21 protein-coding genes are annotated in these 19,849 nt (G+C 70.2%); 14 read left to right on the top strand and 7 right to left on the bottom strand.

Annotated features, from left to right (window positions below):
• Window positions 1–17: 17 nt before the first annotated feature.
• The gene (locus tag OG361_RS15140; protein ID WP_405853836.1) at window positions 18–1,145 is read left to right on the top strand and encodes an alpha/beta hydrolase family protein; all 1,128 of its coding nucleotides are present in this window, start codon (window positions 18–20) and stop codon (window positions 1,143–1,145) included.
• A 9-nt stretch (window positions 1,146–1,154) separates the two neighbouring features.
• On the top strand, window positions 1,155–1,949 hold the full coding sequence (locus OG361_RS15135; protein WP_405853834.1) for a S16 family serine protease: 795 nt from the start codon (window positions 1,155–1,157) through the stop codon (window positions 1,947–1,949).
• Here OG361_RS15135 and OG361_RS15130 read toward each other — a convergent pair.
• The 4 genes from OG361_RS15130 to OG361_RS15115 form a co-directional block, all read right to left on the bottom strand.
• Entirely contained in the window at window positions 1,882–3,276 is a 1,395-nt protein-coding gene (locus OG361_RS15130; protein WP_405853832.1) for an MFS transporter, read from the bottom strand. The genes OG361_RS15135 and OG361_RS15130 overlap by 68 nt on opposite strands.
• Window positions 3,273–3,470, bottom strand: coding sequence for a hypothetical protein (locus OG361_RS15125; RefSeq protein WP_405853830.1), 198 nt, complete (start codon window positions 3,468–3,470; stop codon window positions 3,273–3,275). The genes OG361_RS15130 and OG361_RS15125 overlap by 4 nt, the downstream gene beginning before the upstream one ends.
• A gap of 19 nt (window positions 3,471–3,489) precedes the next feature.
• Window positions 3,490–4,128: an ArsR/SmtB family transcription factor gene (locus tag OG361_RS15120; protein ID WP_405853828.1), complete on the bottom strand. Its 639-nt coding sequence runs from the start codon at window positions 4,126–4,128 to the stop codon at window positions 3,490–3,492.
• Window positions 4,129–4,278: 150 nt separating this feature from the next.
• Window positions 4,279–4,746 (bottom strand): Lrp/AsnC family transcriptional regulator, encoded by a 468-nt coding sequence (locus tag OG361_RS15115; RefSeq protein WP_306328179.1) that lies wholly within the window; start codon window positions 4,744–4,746, stop codon window positions 4,279–4,281.
• Between the two features lie 121 nt (window positions 4,747–4,867).
• Here OG361_RS15115 and hppD point away from each other — a divergent pair, with 121 nt between their 5' ends.
• A complete protein-coding gene (gene hppD, locus OG361_RS15110; RefSeq protein ID WP_405853826.1) occupies window positions 4,868–6,013 on the top strand; it encodes a 4-hydroxyphenylpyruvate dioxygenase in 1,146 nt (381 codons plus the stop codon).
• 60 nt (window positions 6,014–6,073) lie between these two features.
• Here hppD and OG361_RS15105 read toward each other — a convergent pair whose 3' ends face one another.
• The gene (locus tag OG361_RS15105) at window positions 6,074–7,564 is read right to left on the bottom strand and encodes a tetratricopeptide repeat protein (RefSeq protein WP_405853824.1); all 1,491 of its coding nucleotides are present in this window, start codon (window positions 7,562–7,564) and stop codon (window positions 6,074–6,076) included.
• Window positions 7,565–7,662: 98 nt separating this feature from the next.
• On the opposite strand from OG361_RS15105, the gene OG361_RS15100 reads away from it, so the two are divergent.
• Window positions 7,663–9,030 (top strand): FAD-binding oxidoreductase, encoded by a 1,368-nt coding sequence (locus OG361_RS15100; protein WP_405853822.1) that lies wholly within the window; start codon window positions 7,663–7,665, stop codon window positions 9,028–9,030.
• Window positions 9,031–9,074: 44 nt separating this feature from the next.
• Here the strand turns inward: OG361_RS15100 and OG361_RS15095 are convergent, their stop codons facing one another.
• Entirely contained in the window at window positions 9,075–9,566 is a 492-nt protein-coding gene (locus tag OG361_RS15095; protein ID WP_405853820.1) for an SsgA family sporulation/cell division regulator, read from the bottom strand.
• Between the two features lie 307 nt (window positions 9,567–9,873).
• Between OG361_RS15095 and OG361_RS15090 the strand changes: the two genes are divergently transcribed.
• The 3 genes from OG361_RS15090 to OG361_RS15080 all read left to right on the top strand — a co-directional run bounded on the left by OG361_RS15090 (window position 9,874) and on the right by OG361_RS15080 (window position 13,293).
• Entirely contained in the window at window positions 9,874–11,445 is a 1,572-nt protein-coding gene (locus OG361_RS15090; protein WP_405853818.1) for an RDD family protein, read from the top strand.
• 102 nt (window positions 11,446–11,547) lie between these two features.
• Window positions 11,548–12,336 (top strand): RDD family protein, encoded by a 789-nt coding sequence (locus tag OG361_RS15085; RefSeq protein ID WP_405853816.1) that lies wholly within the window; start codon window positions 11,548–11,550, stop codon window positions 12,334–12,336.
• A 63-nt stretch (window positions 12,337–12,399) separates the two neighbouring features.
• On the top strand, window positions 12,400–13,293 hold the full coding sequence (locus tag OG361_RS15080) for an IS982 family transposase (protein ID WP_405853814.1): 894 nt from the start codon (window positions 12,400–12,402) through the stop codon (window positions 13,291–13,293).
• Between the two features lie 85 nt (window positions 13,294–13,378).
• Here OG361_RS15080 and OG361_RS15075 read toward each other — a convergent pair whose 3' ends face one another.
• Window positions 13,379–13,669: a hypothetical protein gene (locus OG361_RS15075; RefSeq protein WP_405853812.1), complete on the bottom strand. Its 291-nt coding sequence runs from the start codon at window positions 13,667–13,669 to the stop codon at window positions 13,379–13,381.
• 338 nt (window positions 13,670–14,007) lie between these two features.
• Here OG361_RS15075 and OG361_RS15070 point away from each other — a divergent pair, with 338 nt between their 5' ends.
• The 7 genes from OG361_RS15070 (at window position 14,008) to OG361_RS15040 (ending at window position 19,836) form a co-directional block, all read left to right on the top strand.
• A complete protein-coding gene (locus tag OG361_RS15070; protein WP_384564105.1) occupies window positions 14,008–16,416 on the top strand; it encodes an immune inhibitor A domain-containing protein in 2,409 nt (802 codons plus the stop codon).
• Between the two features lie 120 nt (window positions 16,417–16,536).
• Window positions 16,537–16,854 carry a hypothetical protein gene (locus OG361_RS15065; protein ID WP_384564109.1) on the top strand — a complete coding sequence of 106 codons (318 nt, stop codon included), beginning with the start codon at window positions 16,537–16,539 and terminating at the stop codon, window positions 16,852–16,854.
• A gap of 76 nt (window positions 16,855–16,930) precedes the next feature.
• Entirely contained in the window at window positions 16,931–17,455 is a 525-nt protein-coding gene (locus OG361_RS15060; protein ID WP_384564112.1) for an RNA polymerase sigma factor, read from the top strand.
• The gene (locus OG361_RS15055) at window positions 17,452–18,024 is read left to right on the top strand and encodes a hypothetical protein (RefSeq protein WP_384564114.1); all 573 of its coding nucleotides are present in this window, start codon (window positions 17,452–17,454) and stop codon (window positions 18,022–18,024) included. The genes OG361_RS15060 and OG361_RS15055 overlap by 4 nt, the downstream gene beginning before the upstream one ends.
• Before the next feature lie 148 nt (window positions 18,025–18,172).
• Window positions 18,173–18,892, top strand: a complete 720-nt coding sequence (locus OG361_RS15050; RefSeq protein WP_405853809.1) for a hypothetical protein — start codon at window positions 18,173–18,175, stop codon at window positions 18,890–18,892.
• 45 nt (window positions 18,893–18,937) lie between these two features.
• On the top strand, window positions 18,938–19,459 hold the full coding sequence (locus OG361_RS15045; protein ID WP_384564120.1) for a hypothetical protein: 522 nt from the start codon (window positions 18,938–18,940) through the stop codon (window positions 19,457–19,459).
• Entirely contained in the window at window positions 19,459–19,836 is a 378-nt protein-coding gene (locus tag OG361_RS15040; protein ID WP_405853807.1) for a hypothetical protein, read from the top strand. Before OG361_RS15045 ends, OG361_RS15040 begins: the two co-directional genes overlap by 1 nt.
• The last annotated feature ends 13 nt before the right edge of the window (window positions 19,837–19,849 follow it).

Genomic DNA, 19,849 nt, shown 5'->3' with positions numbered 1-19,849 from the left:
GCCCCAGGATGCCGTGCATGACCCACCACCCCGCACCCGGCCGCCGCACGGTCGCCAAGGGCGCCCTCCTTGCCGCCGCCGCCACCCTGCTCTCCCCGGCCGCCGCCCGGGCGGCGGCGCCGGTCGTTCCCCGGCTGCCCGCGCCGACCGGCCCCCACCCCGTCGGCCTCCGTACCTTCGCCCTCACGGACACCTCCCGCGACGACCCCTGGGTCCCCGGGACCGGCGTACGGGAGGTGATGATCACCGTCCTCTACCCGGCCCGCACCGTCCGCGGCTACTCGCGCGCCCCGCAGCTCACCCCGGTCGAGGCCCAGTACTTCGCCGAGCTCGCACCCCTGGTCCGTCCCGGACTGCCGGCCGCGGGCGTCGACTGGGGTGCGACCCTCACCCATGGACACCTGGACGCGCCCGCCCTTCCGGGGCGCCGCCCCGTCCTGCTGTACAGCCCCGGCGGCGGCGACTTCCGCACCCTCGGCACGACCCTCGCCGAGGACCTGGCGAGCCACGGCCGGATCGTCGTCCTGATCGACCACCCCGGCGACGCGAGCCAGGTGGAGCTCCCGAGCGGGGTGCGCCTCACCGTCTTGCGCCCCGACCCGGACCCGACGGTCTTCCGCACCATGATCGACACCCGGGTCGCGGACCTCCGCTTCGTCCTCGATCGGCTCGGGAGCCTGTCCCTCGCCCCCGCCATGGACCTGCGCCGGACCGGTGTCTACGGACACTCGGCGGGTGGCACCGCCGCCGTGCACGCGCTGGCCGCCGACGACCGGCTCACCGCCGGCGTGAACCTGGAGGGGTACCTGGACCTGGACCCGCTGGACGGGTCCGACCGGCCGCTGCTCATGTTCCGCACCGACGGATTCGACGGCGCCGAACGCCTCGAACGCTCCTGGGCGGGGCTGCCCGCCCGGCGCGTCCTGCTGACCGGCAGCGACCACTGGATCTTCGCCGACCACGCCTTCCTCGTCCCCCGGCTCCAGGCCGCCGGACTCGTCACCGCGGAGTCCAGGGCCGGGCTCATCGGGGCCGCCGACCCGTCGGCGGCGGTGGCCGCGGTCCGGCGCCGGACGCGGGCATTCTTCGCCCGCCACCTACCGGTGCCCGTGCCCGCGGCCCGGGGGCGGCACGCGTCCCAGTAGATTGGGGACGTGCTCTCCAGCCTTCCTCGTCACCGCGCCCTCGCGCTCTGCGCCCTGCCCGTCGCCGCGCTCTTCGCCGTCGTCGGGCTGGCGCCGCTGCCGTACGCGATCGCGCAGCCCGGCACGACCGCCGACGTCCTCGGCAAGGACAAGGGGCGCGAGGTCATCACCATCACCGGTGCCCCGGTCCGGCCGACCGAGGGGCAGCTGCGGATGACGACGATCGTCGCCACCGGACCGTCCACCGACGTCGACCTCGGGGACGTGGCCGACGCCTGGTTCCGCACGGACCGGGCCGTCCTGCCGCACGACTCCGTCTACCCGTCGGGGAAGTCCGACGCCGAGATCGAGAAGCACAACCTCGGCCAGATGAAGCAGTCGCAGGACGCGGCCGCCCTCGCCGCCCTCGACTACCTCGACCTGAGCCCCGAGAAGGTGAAGGTGACCCTGCACCTCGCCGACATCGGCGGGCCCAGCGCCGGCCTGCTCTTCTCCCTCGGCATCGTCGACAAGCTCGACGGGGACGGGGACGGCGGCGATCTCACCGGCGGCCGGACCGTCGCCGGTACGGGCACGATCGAGGCCAACGGCACGGTCGGCGCCGTCGGCGGCGTCTCCCTCAAGACGCAGGCCGCCGCGCGCGACGGGGCCACCGTCTTCCTCGTACCGAAGGCGGAGTGCTCCGACGCCGAGGCCGAGAAGCCGAAGGGCCTGCGGCTCATCCCCGTCGCCGCCCTCAGCGACGCGGTGGCGTCCCTCCGGGCCCTGGAACAGGGGCAGGAGTCGAAGGTCCCGAGCTGCTGACGTCCTCGGCGGAGGCGTCGAGGGAGGCGTCGGCGGGGGCGTCGGCGGGGCCGGTCCTCCGCGTCGTGTCCATGCCGCGCCAGGCCGGGAAGACCATCGGCGAGAGCGTCGCGAGGAAGTAGAGCGCGCCGATCCCGAGGAGCGTCGCCGTCAGGCCGACCCGCTCGACGAGGAGCCCCGCCGCCAGACCTCCGAGCGGGGTCGTGAGCAGCACTCCGGCGGTGCTCGCGCCCATGACCCGGCTGCGCAGCGCGTCCGGCACCTGCTCGTACATGACCGTGGTCAGGATCGGGTTGAGGACCCCGGCGCCGAACCCGGCCGCCACCACCGTCACGAGCAGCGGCGCGGTGGTCTCGGTGAGGGCGGCCACCAGGTACGGCGGGGCGCCGCAGAGCAGGAAGCCCACGGTGAACACGGCCCGGCGCGGGAAACGCTCCCCGACCGCCCCGTAGAGCAGCGCACCGGCGAGGGCGCAGCCGGCGAAGACCGAGACGAGCAGGCCTTGCGAGGCGGGACCGCCGAGCTCCTCCCTGGCGTGGACCGGCAGGAGTACCGAACTCCAGCTCTGGTTCAGGCCGTTGGTCACCATCACCATGACGGTGATGCCGAGCAGCAGCCGGGCGCGGAACAGGAAGGTGTACCCCTCGCGCAGGTCGGCACGGTAGCGGGCAGGGGAGAGGCGGGGCCCGTCGCGCATCGGCTCCGCCGACGGCACCCCGCGCAGCCCCACCGTGACGAGCAGCGCGGAGACGGCGAAGGTGGCCGCGTCGAGGTACAGCACCGTGTCGGGGCCCATGAACGCGACGAGCAGTCCGGCGATCGCGGCGCCCGTCATCCGGGCCCCGCGCGCCACCGCGTCGTACAGACTGGCCGCCCGGGTGAGCGAGGTCCCGGCGCGCCCGGCCAAGTCGGGGACGAGCACGTGCCGGGCCATCTCGCCGGGCGCGTGGAACAGGCCCGTGACCGCCATCAGCGCGCACAGCATCCAGAACCGGAGAGCCCCCGATTGGTGCAGGAGCGGGATCGCGGCGAGCGCGAGCCCACAGATCAGATCGGAGGCGATGCCGACCCGGCGGCGCCCGAGGCGGTCGATGACCGGGCCGCCGGCGATCGCGGCGAGGACGACGGGAACGGCCGCGCAGAAGGCGACGAGTCCGGCTTTGCCGGGGCTTCCCGTGGTCTCGAGCGCGAACCACGGGACGCCGATCAGTGTGAGTGAATTGCCGGTGACCGAGATGGCGTTGGCGGTCAGGACGGTGGCGAGCGGGACGCGGTCCCCCTTCCTCGTACCCGCCGTGCCCGCTTCGTGTCCCCCCGGGGCGGTCATGCGGCGAGGGTGACCGGGCGGTCGGCCGCGGTGACCAGGCGCAGTCCCGTCTCGACGAGCTTCCAGCCGAGTCGGACGCGGAAGGCGGGGGCGGACGGGTGCGGGGTGGTGCGGGACCGGGCGGTGGCGGCGGCCTCGCGGTGGAGTTCGGTGGCGTGCAGCTGGTGGATCTGGAGGTGAACGTCGGCGTGCATGACTCCGTGGTTCCTTCCGTCAGTTCTCGTGCTGCGGGAACGCGTGCAGGTGCATCCGTACGGCGGCGGCGCCCGGCGCGTCCGGGTCGGCGGTGTCGCTGTACTCGTCGATCAGGGCGTGGATCCTCAGGTTGAGCTCGCGCAGCCGCTCGGGCGGGAGGGTCAGCCGGAAGTCGCTGAAGTCCGAGGCGCCGTACCAGGCGTCGTCCCAGGTGTGGCGGGTGGCGACCCAGGTCGACATCTCCTGGGTGTGGATGGTCGCGATCTCGTGCATGACGAGGTCGAGGGCGCCCTGGACCTCGGGGTCGGGGTTCTTGTGGAGCGTCTCGTCGAAGGCGGTGCCCCGGTGGGCCGCCTTCCACCACCGCTCCCGGCCCTTGCCGCGCGTCGGGTCGTCGGTGATGAAGCCGTGGGCGGCAAGCTGGCGGAGGTGGTAGCTGGTGGCGCCGCTGGACTCGCCGAGCCGGTCCGCGAGCTGGGAGGCGGTGGCGGGTCCGTGGCGGCGCAGGGCGCGCAGCAGCTGGATGCGCAGGGGGTGGGCGATCGCGCGCAGGGAGCGCGGGTCGAGCGTCCGGCTCGGGAGCATGCCGGGCTGCGCGTGGGGCTGTGCGTGGGGCTGTGCGTGGGGCTCTCGGGACTGCTCTTCGGGCTCGGGCATGGCTCAACCCTAGAGTTGCAAAGAAGTAGTTGCAATGGTTTCTTTGCAACTACTTCTTTGCAGACTTCTCTTTGCGTCCCGCCCCGGTCCTGCTGCCGCTCCGGCTCCCGCCCGCTCCGGCTCCCGCCCGGCCCTGCTCTCGTCCCGGCCCTACTCCTGAGCCGCCTGCTCCACCAGCGGGATGATCCGCAGCGGCACCGGGTTCTCCATCACGATCGCCGTCGACGCCCGCACGATCCCCTCGAAGGCGACCACCTTGTCGATCACCCGCTGGAGGTCGGCGTTGGAGCGGGCGACCAGCCGGCAGAGCATGTCGCCGTGGCCCGTCGTCGTGTGCAGTTCGAGGACCTCCGGCACCGTCGCCAGGTGCTCCCGCACGTCCGCGCCCTGGCCCTGCTTGATCTCCAGCGTCGCGAAGGCCGTCACCGGGTATCCCAGCGCCGCCGGGTCCACCTGCGGCCCGAACCCGCGGATCACCCCGCTCGCCTGGAGCCGGTCGAGCCGTGCCTGCACCGTCCCGCGCGCCACGCCGAGGCGGCGGGACGCCTCCAGGACCCCGATGCGCGGCTCGCGCGCGAGGAGCGTGATCAGCCGGCCGTCCAAATGATCGATCGCCACAGCGGTCTCCTCGTGGTCAGGATGTACAAGTCGCACCGCCATACTCGCCGGTCGCTGTACAGATTGACCAGCGGATCAGCGAACTCTTGCGCACCTTGCCGAACAGCGGGACATTGCTGCCATGACTGAGACCATCGATCACACCCCTTCCACCGCGCGTAAGGCCGATCCCTTCCCGGTCAAGGGAATGGACGCGGTCGTCTTCGCCGTCGGCAACGCCAAGCAGGCCGCGCACTACTACTCCACGGCCTTCGGCATGAAGCTCGTCGCCTACTCCGGACCGGAGAACGGCAGCCGCGAGACCGCCAGTTACGTCCTCACCAACGGCGCCGCCCGTTTCGTGTTCACCTCCGTCATCAAGGTCTCGACCGACTGGGGCCGGTTCCTCGCCGACCACGTCGCCGAGCACGGCGACGGCGTCGTCGACCTGGCGATCGAGGTGCCGGACGCGCGTGCCGCGTACGCCTACGCCGTCGAGCACGGCGCCACCGGCATCACCGAGCCGTACGAGCTGAAGGACGAGAACGGCACCGTCGTCCTCGCCGCCATCGCCACCTACGGCACGACCCGCCACACCCTCGTCGAGCGCTCCGGCTACGACGGCCCGTACCTGCCGGGCTTCGTCTCCGCGAACCCGATCGTCGAGCCGCCGGCCAAGCGCACCTTCCAGGCCATCGACCACTGCGTCGGCAACGTCGAGCTCGGCAAGATGAACGACTGGGTCGGCTTCTACAACAAGGTCATGGGCTTCACGAACATGAAGGAGTTCGTGGGCGACGACATCGCGACCGAGTACTCGGCGCTCATGTCGAAGGTCGTCGCGGACGGCACCCTCAAGGTGAAGTTCCCGATCAACGAGCCGGCGATCGCGAAGAAGAAGTCGCAGATCGACGAGTACCTGGAGTTCTACGGCGGCGCCGGCGTCCAGCACATCGCCCTCGCCACCAACGACATCGTCGCCACCGTGCGCGCGATGCGGGCCGCCGGTGTCTCCTTCCTCGACACCCCCGACTCGTACTACGACACCCTCGGCGAGTGGGCGGGCGAGACCCGCGTGCCCGTCGAGACCCTGCGCGAGCTGAAGATCCTCGTCGACCGCGACGAGGACGGCTACCTGCTGCAGATCTTCACCAAGCCGGTCCAGGACCGCCCGACCGTCTTCTTCGAGATGATCGAGCGCCACGGCTCCATGGGCTTCGGCAAGGGCAACTTCAAGGCCCTGTTCGAGGCGATCGAGCGCGAGCAGGAGAAGCGCGGCAACCTCTGAGCCTCTCCGAGGTGACGTGAAGGGGGTCCGGGGCAACACCCCGGGCCCCCTCGCGCCGTACTAGGGGGTGTCCGGCGCCGGTGTCCCGGAACTCGGGCCCTCGGTCGCGGCCGCAGCCGGGGCTTCCGGCTTCTCCGGCTTCGCCGGATCCGCGGGCTTCCCCGCATCCGTCGCCTTCTCCGGCTTCTCCGGACGGAGCTCAAGCGGGAGTTCGTCCGAGGGTTCGCCGAGCGCCGCCACCGCCTCCGCCGCCTTCGGCGCCAGCAGCGGTGAGAAGTGGGGGTTGATCCGCAGCGCCTCCGCCAGATGGCGGCGGGCCGGTCCGTGCTGCGCAAGGGTCCTTTCGATCTCCCCCCGGTGGTACGCGAAGAGCGCACTCCGCAGGCCCTCGTCCGTGGCCCGCTTCGCGTACTCCAGCGCCTCCTTCGGCTGCCCGGCCCGGTACAGCGCCCAGCCCAGCGCGTCCGCCACCCCCACCGAACGGTGCCCGCGCGCCCACTCCGCCCGCAGCCGCGTGACCGCCGCCACCGGGTTTCCGTGGTCCGCGTCGAGCAGCCCCAGGGCCACCTCCGCCCGCACCCACGGGCCCTTCCGCAGCCGCTCGTACAGCGCCCGCGCCTGGCCGTCCAGGCCCACCGACTCGTACAGCTCGCCCGCCTCCAGGACGTACTCCGGCAGCGGCAGCCGCGCCAGCGCCGCCCGCCAGTCGCGCAGCGCCTCGTCCGCACGGCCCAGGCCCGCGAGCGCCCGCGCACGCCCCGCCAGCGACGGCCCGTGGTCCCGTACGAGCCGCAGCGCCGCGCCGTACCGGGCGAGGGCCTCCTCCGCCTCGCCCCGCTCCCACGACAGGTCCCCGAGCCGCGCGAGCGAGGCCGCCTTCTCCGCGCCCGTCTCCGCGAGCGCCACCGCGTCCAGGGCCGCCGCGTCGGCGTCCTCGCGCCAGCCCCGGTCGCGGTAGGTCTGCGCCGCCCGGGTGCGCACCACCGCGCCCGCGTGCAGCTCCTCCAGCCTCTCCGCCGCCTTCCGGGCAGCCCCGTACTCCCCGAGGCCGTTGTACGCGTCGATCAGGACCTGGTACGCCGGCCAGCGTCCGGGCGCCGCCTTCCGCACCCGCTCGCCCCACTCCTTGGCGGACTTCCAGTCGCCGCGCGCCCCGGCCAGCGCCCCGAGCCCCAGCTGCGCGTCCACGTTGCCCCGGGCGGCGGGCCGTTCGGCCAGCGAGCGCCGCAGCGCCCGCTCGGCCCTCGGGTAGTCCCGTACGTCACCGATCCGCGTCCCGCGCTCCGTGTACGCCGTGCCGAGCGCCGCCCAGGAAGCGTCGTCGTCCGGGTGCGCCCGCAGCCACTTCTCCCTGTCGGTGATCAGCGCGGCCAGGTCCGGAAGCGAGGCCTGCGCGCCGGCGTGCGCCGCGATCGTCGCCCGCTCCGCCGGACCGGGCGGGGGCGGCGGCCCCTGGCCGACGAGCTCGGGGACGTACAGCAGGGCCGTCGCCGCGAGCACCGCGCCCACTCCGGCCGCCAGGACCGTCCTCGACACGTTCTGGGTCTTCATGGCGCTCACTGTGCGCCCGTACGCGCCTGTACGAAGAGCACACGAAGCGCCCGCCCCGGCGGGTTCACACCGATGGCCCCGGGTGCCACGCTGGAGGCATGGACGATCTTCTGACGCGGCTGCGCGCCGGGCTCCCCGCCGAGGCGCTGCTCACCGATCCGGACGTGACCGCCTCCTACGCGAACGACATGGCGAGCTTCTGCGAGGCCGGCGCCCCGGCTGTCGTCGTGCTCCCGCGCACCGTCGAACAGGTCCGGCACGTCATGCGCACCGCGACCGAACTCCGCGTCCCCGTCGTCCCCCAGGGCGCCCGCACGGGCCTCTCCGGCGGCGCCAACGCCTCCGAGGGCTGCATCGTGCTCTCCCTGGTCAAGATGGACCGCATCCTGGAGATCAACCCGGTCGACCGGATCGCCGTCGTCGAGCCGGGTGTCGTCAACGCCGTGCTGTCACGGGCCGTCGCCGAACACGGTCTGTACTACCCGCCGGATCCCTCCAGCTGGGAGACGTGCACCATCGGCGGGAACATCGGCACCGCCTCCGGTGGCCTGTGCTGCGTGAAGTACGGCGTGACCGCCGAGTACGTCCTCGGTCTCGACGTCGTCCTCGCCGACGGCCGGCTCCTGACCACCGGCCGCCGCACCGCCAAGGGCGTCGCCGGATATGACCTGACCAGGCTCTTCGTCGGCTCGGAGGGCAGCCTCGGCATCGTCGTCGGGGCCGTGCTCGCGCTCAGGCCGCAGCCCCCGGCGCAGCTCGCGCTCGTCGCCGAGTTCCCGTCCGCGGCCGCCGCCTGCGAGGCCGTCTGCGCGATCATGGAGCGCGGCCACACCCCGTCGCTGCTCGAACTCATGGACCGCACCACTGTCCAGGCCGTCAACAAGCTGGCGCGCATGGGTCTGCCCGACACCACCGAGGCGCTGCTCCTGTGTGCCTTCGACAGCCCCGACCCGGCCGCCGATCTGGCCGCCGTCGGTGAGCTGTGCACGGCGGCGGGAGCCACCGAGGTCGTCCCGGCCGCGGACGCCGCCGAGTCCGAACTGCTCCTCCAGGCGCGCCGGCTCTCCCTCACGGCCCTGGAGACGATCAAGTCCGCGACGATGATCGACGACGTGTGCGTGCCGCGGACGAAGCTGGCCGCGATGCTCGACGGCACGGCGGCGATCGCGGAGAAGTACGACCTGACCATCGGCGTCTGCGCGCACGCGGGGGACGGCAACACCCACCCCGTCGTCTGCTTCGACCACGCCGACGAGGACGAGTCGCGGCGGGCGCGGGAGTCCTTCGACGAGATCATGGCGCTCGGGCTCGCCCTGGGCGGCACCATCACCGGCGAGCACGGCGTGGGCGTCCTCAAGAAGGAGTGGCTGGCCAGGGAGTTGGGGCCGGTCGGCCTGGAGCTCCAGCGCGGGATCAAGCACACCTTCGACCCACTGGGGCTGCTCAACCCCGGAAAACTGTTCTGAGACCTCCGGTACGAGGGTCAGGTGGCCGGCGCGGATCACGCGGCTCACAGCTCGCCGTCCTGCGACTCGTCCGACGGCCACGGGTCGCGCAGCCACAGCTCGTCGGCGATCACGGTGGTCGCCAGGAGCTCGGCGAGCCCGTCGTCCATACCGAGCCGCTCGGACTCCGTGCCCGGCGGCACCGCGCGCAGGGTCCGCTCCAGCCAGGCGGACACCTGGGCGGAGGGGGCTTCGAGCAGGGCGTCGCCGTCGGGGGAGGAGAGCGCCATCAGGACGACGCCCCGGCCCTCGACCTTCGTGGGCCAGATGCGGACGTCGCCGTGGCCGCACGCCCGGAAGACGCCCTCGACGAGCAGCTCGCGCGCGAAGGTCCAGTTGACCGGGTGATCCGTGCCGACGTGGAAGGTGATGTGGACGGCGTACGGGTCGTCGGTGCGGTAGGCGAGCCGGGCGGGGACGGGAACGGCGCGCTCGGGCGAGAGCACCAGCTTCAGCTCCAGCTCGCGCTCGACGGTGGTGTTGTCGGTGTTCTGCATGGTCGTACGTCCTCTCGCGACGGGCCCCGGACGGGCCTTCACCAGGAGAGAGCGGGGTCCACGCCGCTCATTACGCGACTTCGGGAAGTTTTTTCGGAAAGTTCTTCAGGGCCCGCCGAACCCCGGAGGCGTCGGCCCGAGCATCACCGTGAGTGATCGATTCCGGTATCTGTCGCCCGAAGGCGGTCTTTCTCGTGGGCTCTTTCTTCCCTCGGGTACGTTCTTCGTTACTGTCCTCCTTGGGCGCGGCATGCCCGGGGGTGCGGCCGTGGGATCAAAGGCGTTGTGACTGAACGGAGTCGGGGCAGTGGCTACTCCTCCTGGAGGCGGCGGAGAGGTACCGCAGGCGGGGTACTACCCGGACCCGTCCATTCCCGGATACATCCGGTACTGGAACGGGGGCGCGTGGGTGCCCGGTACGAGCAGGCCCGCCCCCAAGGACGGCGAGGCCGCGCCGAACCCGCCCGCCGGGGCGGTCCCCGCGGGTCCGATCCTGGCCTCCGGCCCGGCGCCCGCGCCGGTCGTGGCGCAGTACCCGGCGGCGGCGCAGAACCTCGCGCCCGCGCAGATCCAGGCCCCCGTGCCGCATCCGGCCCCGGAGCCCACCGCGAGCCGGGCTCCGAGCCCGGCTCCCGGTCAGGCTTCGAGCCCGGCTCCGATTCAGGCTTCGAGTCCGGCTCTGGCTCCGGCGCCCGTCCCGGCGGCGCTTCCCGCGCCCGTCCCGGCGGTCGAGGAGACCGGGCCCGTCTTCTTCGACGACTACGACGAGGAGCCGGTGGCCGCGGAGCCCTCCTCCGCCTGGCAGGCCGACACCTCCCGGCAGACCGGCTTCGGCGGCGACCGCGACCAGAAGGTCTCCTGGGGCGCGCCGCAGACCCCGGCCCAGCCCCACCAGCCCCAAGCGCACCAGCCCCAGCCCCATCAGCCCCAGGCCCACCAGCCCCAGTCCCACCAGCCCCAGGCCCCGGCCGTCCCCGACCCGCGCACCCCGGCGGAGTGGCCCGTCGCGGGCGCGAGCGAGCCGGTCGCGCACCGGGCCGCGACCCCGGCCCCTGCCCCCGCCTCCGCGGCGGACCCCCGGGCCACCGGGGGAGCGGCACGCCTCGGCGGAATGCCCGTCACCCCGATGCCCACGCCGTCACCGTCGCCCACGCCGTCGCCGACCCCCGCGCCCGCCCCGGTGCAGCAGCCGTCCCCCGCCCCCGCGGCCCAGGCCCCCGCTCCCGTACCCTCCACGCCCTCCTGGGCGCAGCAGCAGCAGCCCCAGGTGCAGCCTCAGGCCCAGCCCCAGCCTCAAGCCCAGCCGCCCCAGGAACAGCAGGAGCAGCAGCAGCCGGTCCTGCCGTGGAAGCCGCCGGTCGAGGACGTGTTCCAGCAGGCGGCCCGCGCGCAGGCCGCCGCCCGCCCCGCGGGGCTCGGCAGGCGTCTGCTGGCCCGGCTGATCGACACCGTCGTCCTGGGCGCGCTCGCCGCCGCGGCCGCCTTCCCCTTCGTGACCGCGGCCCTCGGCCACATCGACGACAAGATCGAGGCGGCAAAGCAGTCCGGCACGACCGTCCAGGTGTGGCTGCTGGACTCGACGACCTCCGTCCAGTTCGGCATCGCGCTCGCGTCGCTGTTCGTCATCGGTGTCCTGTACGAGGCGCTGCCCACCGCCAAGTGGGGCCGCACCCTGGGCAAGAAGCTGTGCGGTCTTGAGGTGCGGGACATCGAGGCGCACCAGCCGCCGACCTTCGGGGCGGCGCTGCGGCGCTGGCTCGTCTACAGCGTCCTCGGGCTCCTGGTCATCGGTGTCCTGAACGTCCTGTGGTGTCTCTTCGACCGCCCCTGGCGGCAGTGCTGGCACGACAAGGCCGCCCGCACCTTCGTGGCGCGGTAGCCGGGGCCGGTAGCCGGGCCCGGGAGCGGGCCGGTGGGGGCGGTCCCCCCAAACGGGCGATGATTCCTTGCGGGGTGGTCGCCCCCGGGATGCACTGCCCCCATGAGCACCGACCAGCCGCCGCCCGGCGAGCCGCCCGAGGAGGACCCGTTCCTCAAGAGGCCGCAGGAGCCGACACCGCCCTCTTCCGGCCAGCCTCCGCCCGACGGGACGCCGCCCGACGGGACGCCGCCCGACGGAACGCCGCCGGGCGGACCACCCCCGTCCGGACCGCCGCCCGGTGGGCCGCCGCCGGGAGGGCCCCCGTCCGGGGACCCGTACGGCTCCTCGTCGGGCTCGCCGTACGACAGAATGCCCCCGCCCCCGCCTCCGTACGGGAGCGGCTACGGCGGCGGTTACGGCGGGACCGATCCGCTCTCCGGGATGCCGCCGCTCGCCGAGTCCGGCCGGCGCATCCTCGCCCGGTTCATCGACTGGCTGATCGTCGCGGTGCCGCTCGCGATCATCGGCATCCCGTTCGACGTCTACGAGCGGGCGACCCGCGACGACAACGACTTCGGCGACACGATCAACAGCTTCAACGGCGGCAGCCAGCTGGTCTTCCAGCTCATCACGATCGTCGCGTTCGTCGCCTACGACACGGTGCTGACGGCCAAGAACGGCCAGACGCTCGGCAAGAGGCTGCTGAAGCACCGGGTCGCGATGCTCAACGACGGCTCGACGCCCCCGATGAGCCAGTCGCTGCTGCGGGCCGTCGTGCTGTGGCTGCCCGCGCTGATCTGCTGCGCCTGCCTGTGGCCGCTGCTGATCCTGATCCTGATCCTGGTCGACAAGCCCTACAAGCAGGGTCTGCACGACAAGGCGGCGAAGACGGTGGTGGTCGCCGCCTAGACGAGTCATTCCGAATGCTGACGATGCGTTCGGGAACGCAGACAGGGCGTCCAAGATCGTTGTGTGACGAACAACCTAGACGCCCTGCTGACCGCACTCTACGTGAAGATCGACGACGAGATCGGAGGCACCCGATGGCTGGGCAGACCGCCGAAGCTGACGGATTCCGAGCTGGTCACCCTCGCTGTCGCGCAGGCAGTCCTGGGCTTCACATCGGAGTCGAGGTGGCTGCGGTTCGTCGACTCCCGCCTCGGCTCGATGTTCCCGTACGTGCCCAAGCAGCCGGGCTGGAACAAGCGGCTGCGGGCCGCGTTGCCGCTGGTCAAGAAGGCGATACGGCTGCTGGCCGTCGACACCGACTTCTGGTTCGACCCGCACTGGATCGTCGACTCCACCCCGGTGGAATGCGGCCGCTCGCGCCCGGCTGTGAAGCGGTCGGACATGGCCGGCTGGGCCGGATACGGGTACTGCGCCAGCCACAGCCGGTTCTTCTGGGGCCTTCGCCTCTTCCTGGTCTGCACCCCGACCGGGATGCCGATCCTGTGGGCCCTGGCGAGCCCGAAGATCGACGAGCGGGAAGTGCTGACCGCGATGCTCGACCGCGAGCCGACGACGGTCACGGACCGGCCGGGCCTGCTGGTGATCTCGGACAAGGGCTTCGCCTCCAAGGAGTTCGAGGCCGACCTGGCCTTGCGCGGGGCGGAGTTGCTGCGGCCGTCGTTCAAGCGGGAGAAACGCCGCAAGGGCGAGTCCCTGCTGAAGTCGGTGCGACAGCTGATCGAGTCGGTCAACGACACCCTCAAGGGCCAACTCGACCTGGAACAACACGGCGGGCGGACCTTCGAGGGCGTCGCCGTCCGCGTCGCCCAGCGCATCCTCGCGCTGGCCGCGGCGATCTGGCACAACCACAAGACCGGACAACCGGTCATCCGGTCCCTGATCGCCTACGACCACTGATCATTTGGAATGACTCGTCTAGTAGCAGCCGCCTCGTACGCGTCCACCTGCAAGTGCGAGTACGCGTACAGGTAGGGACGAAGCGTCACGAACCGATCCGGGTATCGGCCCCCGCGCCCACGCGCGCGGCCGGTATCCGGATCTCTTCGTTCCCGGGGACGGCGGGTCCCACGGGCTCAGGGGTGCCGGCGGTCTTGACGGACCTCGCCCGCACCGGCATCGTCACCGCCACGAGGATGCCGAGCAGCAGGCCCGCGGCGCAGACCACCGCGATCCCGAGGGTCGTCGTCGTGCGGGAGAGCAGCAGCAGGGCGACGGTCGCGAGGACGACGGTGGCCGAACCGTAGGCGAGCTGTGCGGTGTTCGGTCGCTGCATGACAGGTGCCGCCCCCTCAGGACATCGGTTCGACTCTATGACGGTGGATGCCCGAAGGGAACCAGTAGTAAGCGTGACCTAACCCACGGTGCCGGTGCACGGGGGGCGCACGGAGTCACGCGGCCCCCGAACGGCCGCCGGGATGCGCCTGTCAGATGCCCACAGTGTCTCCGATTATCGGAAATCCACACCCGCATAGTGCAGTTGGTATGTGCAAGTCAAGATCTGTCTTTTCTTGCGTCACTCCGGTCAAATGTCGTCACTTGTGACGCGCGCCCCGCCGGACGGACACCCCACCTTCGGTCCGAGAGCGTGGGCGCCGGGGAGGACTACATCAAGTGACCAACAGACGACGGGCGATCAGAGCGTCCGCAGTGGTCGTAGCGCTCGCTGCCACCGCCGCGACCGCCTCGACCTTCACCACCGCCTGGGCCGACAACCACGGAAGCGTGCAGCCGGCCGGCATTCAGACCGTCGACAAGACGACGGTCGACCACGACCTTGAGGGCCCGTACAGCAAGCAGCAGGAGCAGGAGCGCAAGGCTGCCCTGGAGCAGGTGCTGAACGGCGAAGCCAAGGTCGAGAGCCGCAACGGCTCGAAGGTCGTCAAGCTCGACAGCAAGAAGTACGTCGAACTCGGCCGCGAGAAGACCGACAAGATCTTCACGATCCTCGTCGAGTTCGGCGACAAGGTGGACAACACCACCCTGGTCGACCGCGAGGACGACGACACGGACGAGCTGAAGCCGATGTACGGCGGCACGCCCGGTCCGCTGCACAACCAGATAGCCGAGCCGGACCGTGCGAACGACAACTCCACGGCCTGGCAGGCGGACTACGACCAGAAGCACTTCCAGGACCTGTACTTCGGTACCGGCAAGGGTGCCGACGGCAAGCCGAAGCAGTCCCTGAAGACCTACTACGAGAAGACCTCGTCCGGCCGGTACTCGGTCGACGGTGCGGTCTCCGACTGGGTCAAGGTCGAGTACAACGAGGCCCGTTACGGCTCGAACTACTGCGGCGACTCCAACTGCAACAACGTCTGGGACACCGTCCGCGACGGCGTCACCGCCTGGGCCGCCGCCCAGAAGGCCCAGGGCAAGACCGACGCCCAGATCAAGGCCGAGCTGGCGCAGTACGACCAGTGGGACCGGTACGACTTCGACGCCGACGGCAACTTCAACGAGTCCGACGGCTACATCGACCACTTCCAGATCGTCCACGCGGGCGAGGACGAGTCGGCGGGCGGCGGCGCCCAGGGCGGCGACGCCCTGTGGGCCCACCGCTGGTACGCCTACGGCACCAACGCGGGCAAGACCGGCCCGTCGAACAACAAGTCCGGTGGCACGCAGATCGGTGACACCGGCATCTGGGTCGGCGACTACACGATGCAGCCGGAGAACGGCGGCCTCGGCGTCTTCGCGCACGAGTACGGCCACGACCTCGGTCTGCCGGACCACTACGACACCGCGGGCGGCGAGAACTCGACCGGGTTCTGGACCCTGATGTCGTCCGGTTCCTGGCTCGGCCAGGGCAAGGACGCGATCGGCGACCTGCCCGGCGACATGACCGCCTGGGACAAGCTCCAGCTCGGCTGGCTGAACTACGCCAAGGTCAGCGACTGGCAGCGTGGTACCAAGACCACCCACAAGCTGGGCGTCGCGGAGTACAACACCAAGAACCCGCAGGCGCTCCTCGTCGAGCTGCCGAAGAAGGCCGTCACCACCGACGTCGTGGCCCCCGCCGAGGGCGCCACCCAGTGGTGGAGCGACATGGGTGACGACCTCAAGAACACCCTGACGCGTTCCGTCGACCTGACGGGCAAGTCCTCGGCCTCGCTGGACCTCCAGGGCTGGTGGGACATCGAGAAGGGCTACGACTTCCTCTACGCCGAGGTGTCCACGGACGGCGGCGCCAACTGGACCGCCCTCGACGGCACCGCCGACGGTGTGGCCCTGCCCCGTGACGCGAGCGGCGCTCCGTCGCTGACGGCCGTCTCCGGCGCGCACAAGAAGCTCTCGTACAGCCTGAACGCGTACGCGGGCAAGAAGTTCGACCTCCGCTTCCGCTACCAGACGGACGGCGGCGCGGGCGGCAAGGGCTTCACCGCCGACGCCATCACGGTGACCGCCGACGGTTCCTCCGTCTTCGCGGACGGCGCCGAGAACGGTGACAACGGCTGGGTCGCGAAGGGCTTCTCGCGGATCGCGAAGGGCTTCTCCAAGGACTACGAGCAGTACTACATCGCGGAGAACCGCCAGTACGTCTCGTACGACAAGACCCTCAAGGTCGGCCCGTACAACTTCGGTTTCACGGGTGACAAGGCGAGCTGGGTCGAGCACTACCCGTACCAGAACGGTCTGCTCATCTGGAAGTGGGACCTGTCCCAGAAGGACAACAACACCTCCAAGCACGAGGGTGTTGGCCGCGTCCTCCCGATCGATGCCCACCCGAGCCCGCTGAAGTGGTCGGACGGCACCCTGATGCGCAACCGCATCCAGTCGTACGACGCCCCGTTCAGCATCTCCCGCACGGACGGCTTCCAGCTGCACCGTCTCGGCAACCCGACGTGGGTCCCGTCGCAGGCCGGCAACCCGACCTTCGACGACCGCAAGGGCACCTACTGGTTCCCGGAGACCCCGCGCGCGGGTGTCAAGGTAACTGACACCAACACCAAGATTCAGGTCGTCAAGGAGCCGAAGGATGGCCAGACGATCACGGTTCAGGTGGGTCCGTCCACGAAGTAAGCAGTAAAAAAGCAGGTCAAAGCGTGATCGGCCGTCGCCCCTAGCGGGCGGCGGCCGATCGTGTTTAGGTGCGTCCTGTGGATTTCTTATTGACACCGGTAGACGCGGGGGTGTGACTGCATGGCCACAGGAGGTTTCTGCAAGCTGCCGAACGGCAGCGTGGTGGTGGCGCTGAACCTGCCCAGTCCCGCCGCCGACGGTTCCGTCGGAGTGCGCTTCCTGGTCCACGCCCAGAACCGGGCGCGCGCCCTGACCAGGCTGCGCAACCTCGGCCTCAGGGCGGTCTACCTGCGCGGGAACGGCGCTCCGCCGACCCCGGACGAGATCACGGCCGTCCTGCACCACCCCGACGGCCTCGTATGGCGCACTGCCTCAAGCAGCGGTGCCACCGTCGCCCCCGAGCTGTGGCGGCCGGTCAGGTGCCTGCTGAGGGCGTAGCTCAGGAAAAAGATCGCGCGCGAACCGAACGATCCGAATCCGCCCAGCGTCTAAGTGCTGAACCGTCGTCGAGGGTATGTGGTGGGGGACTGTGCGAGCCGAAGAAGAGGATCCTCTCAGCCCGGCACAGGTCCGTCGTGTCAGGGCGGTGCTCGCGCTGGGAGGAGTTCCGCGGGACGACCACGCGGACGGCGTGCAACAGGTACGGCTGAAGCTGATCGAGCGTCGCGCTCAGGGAACGGAGTCGCCCCGCGACATCGGCGCGTGGGCAGCGGCGGTCGCCTCCAACTACGCGGTCGACTGGCATCGCGGCAGGAACCGCCAGGAGCGGGTCAGCGAGCGGTTGCAGACCATGACCGCATGGCGGCAGTCCGTCCCTGGGCCGGAGGAGGGAGTGCTCACGCTGGCGGTGGCCGAGGGCATCGAGGCGCTGCCTCCCCTGCAGCAGCAGGTGCTCATCCTGCGGTTCTACGTCGACCTGACGGTGCCGCAGATGGCGGAGGTCCTCTCGGTACCGCTGGGTACTGTCAAGAGCCGTCTGCACGCGGCGGTCCAGGCCATGCGAGTCCACATTTCGGCGGGTACAGGGGTGCGAGGATGACGGACGACCAGGAGACGGAGGCCCTGCTCGAAGAGCAGTTGAAGCTGATCGGCGGGTTCCTGGAGGAAGACGAGCAGCCGGCCGAGGAGCAGGGCGTCGTGAGGCCGTTCGACGCGGTGGCCCGGCGCCGCAGGGTCCGTGCGCTGCTTCTGACGGGGACGGGACTGGCGGCATCGGCCGCGCTGCTTCTCACGCTGCTGTGGGCTCCTTGGGATCCTGCGCCGGCCGAGACGGCGAGACTCTCCGAATCGGGGATCGTGGCCTGCTCGGAACTGATCGTCGAGGGGACCGTGAGCAGTGTGAGGTCGGACGAGCTGGGGAGGCTCCGTGTCCGGCTGCGGGTCGACCGGTACCTCAAGCCGGAATCGGGACCGGAAGAGTCGGAGTTCTTGGTTTCACGAGAGGACAGCCGCGCCTACAAAATGGGCGAAAGAGTACTGGTGAGCGTCTCGCGGTTCGAGAACGAGGAACCGCTCCTTTTCGTTGGCGAAGAAATCGAACCAACCTGGGAATGGATGAGGGCGGAATCGGTCAAAGCTGTACGTCCCGCATGTCCGGGACGTGGGTGAACGCAGGCGGCAGGAATTTATTCCCTTCCCAGGTGATCTTGCGGCTGCTACTCTCGTGGCGACTCGAACCGCAGTACGATTTGTTTCCCTGGGGGGGGCTTTGAAGATTACGCGAAGCAGGTTCGCGAAACCGGCTGCCGCTTTGGTGATGGTCGCTACCATTGCCATCGGTGTTTCCGCTTGGTCCAATATGCCGGAGCATGTCTCGGTGTCCAGGGACGAGCAGCCGGAACGGATCGTGCACGGCCGGGAGAGTGTCAATTTCAGCAATGTGTCGCAACTGATCGGAACGTCCGCCGTTATCGTCAAGGGGACGGTTCTCAGTGCGGCGCCCGGGCGAACGCTGGGAAGCGTCGACGACGGCGGCACCGACCAGGCGAGGGATGTGACTGTCCGGGTCAATCTGATCCTCAAGGGAGGCGGCTACAACATCTCCACGGGCGCGGACATCGTCGTGGAGGAATGGGGCTGGGACCAGGCCGGTCAAGCCTATCAGATGGAGAATCTCTCCTGGAGTCAAGCGGGGGACGTGGGCTACTTCTATCTGCAGCCGGCCGACCAGATGATCACCAAGTGGCGCTATGTGAACACACAGGGCCGGGTTCTGATCAAGGACGGGCTCGTCCGCTCGTCGGCCGATCCGGTCAGCCCGCTGTTCTCGGCGATCGACGGGCGGACCAACTCCGACTTCTACGGGGAGATGAAGTACTGGGTCGACCCTTCGCGTGGGGGAACGGTCGTGCCGCAGCCCGTACCCGCCACGGGCGAACAGCAGCAGCAGGTGCCCGATGACGGCGTGGTCGAGCCGGAGCCGGATGGCTCGACCAACGACGGCTCCGAGCCGACGCCGTATCCGTCGGCTCCGTGACACCGTCCGCCGCTGCCCTCGTTCGTACCAGGAAGTGAGACCTTCGTGAACAACTCTCGCAAACTCGTCACCTCGGTGGCGATGTCCGTGGCATTGATGCTTGGAGCTCCTTTCTCCGCCTACGCCAGCCATGACGACAGTGGAAAGGATCCGGACAATCGGAATCAAGCGGTCAAGGGGTTCTATCTGACCGCCAATGGGACCGCTGCCATGAACCATGGCAAGGCCCAGCTGGAAAAAAGTGTCATCACCACGTCGTGGGGTGACGGTGACATCCGGGTCTATGACGCGGCCTATGGGGACACTGGGTGGTACGGGGCCACGGACTGCGTTGACTGGAACGCCTTCATGACGTCCTGTGACATCATCCGAGTCCGGTTTAACCAGAGCTATTACATGACTTCTTCCCAGTGGAAGAGCCTGGGATGTCACGAATTCGGCCACACGGGCGACCTCGGGCATCGGGTCCGGAGTAATGACACGGACAACAATTCGTGCATGAGGTCGGACATCTGGCCCCAGTATTTCGACCAGCACGACCTCAACGCCATCGCTGCGGGGACGTGATGTCGAAAATCTGGTGGATAGCCGGTTGTGTCGCCGTCGCTGTTGTCGCGGCATTTGCTGCGGTGTGGGCGAACGCGGACGGCGTGGATGTCGATGCGTTCCGGAAGTCCGCCGAGCAGCCTGCCTTCTGCAAGGCCGCGGCGCCACTGGACCTCTCTCATACCGATGAGCTGACTCCTCACAAGCGTGAGCACATCGTCGAGGAACTGAGTGAGATGGCGCCCGAGGGCATCGTGGAGGACTTCGAAGCTCTCAAGGAGTGGTACGAACACCCGACCGAGGAACGCCGGGACAGCACCAAGGACGCCAGTGTCCGGGTGGGCCAGTTCATCGAGCGCAGCTGCGACGATGTGAACATCGGCGGCATTCGGACCTGAACGGCCTGAAGGC

Origin of the sequence: Streptomyces sp. NBC_00090 (genome assembly GCF_045160815.1) — a bacterium.
In the GTDB taxonomy this organism is placed as follows: domain Bacteria; phylum Actinomycetota; class Actinomycetes; order Streptomycetales; family Streptomycetaceae; genus Streptomyces.
Note: the sequence above shows the minus strand (reverse complement) of the source record. Positions and strands in the feature narration are given on the sequence as shown.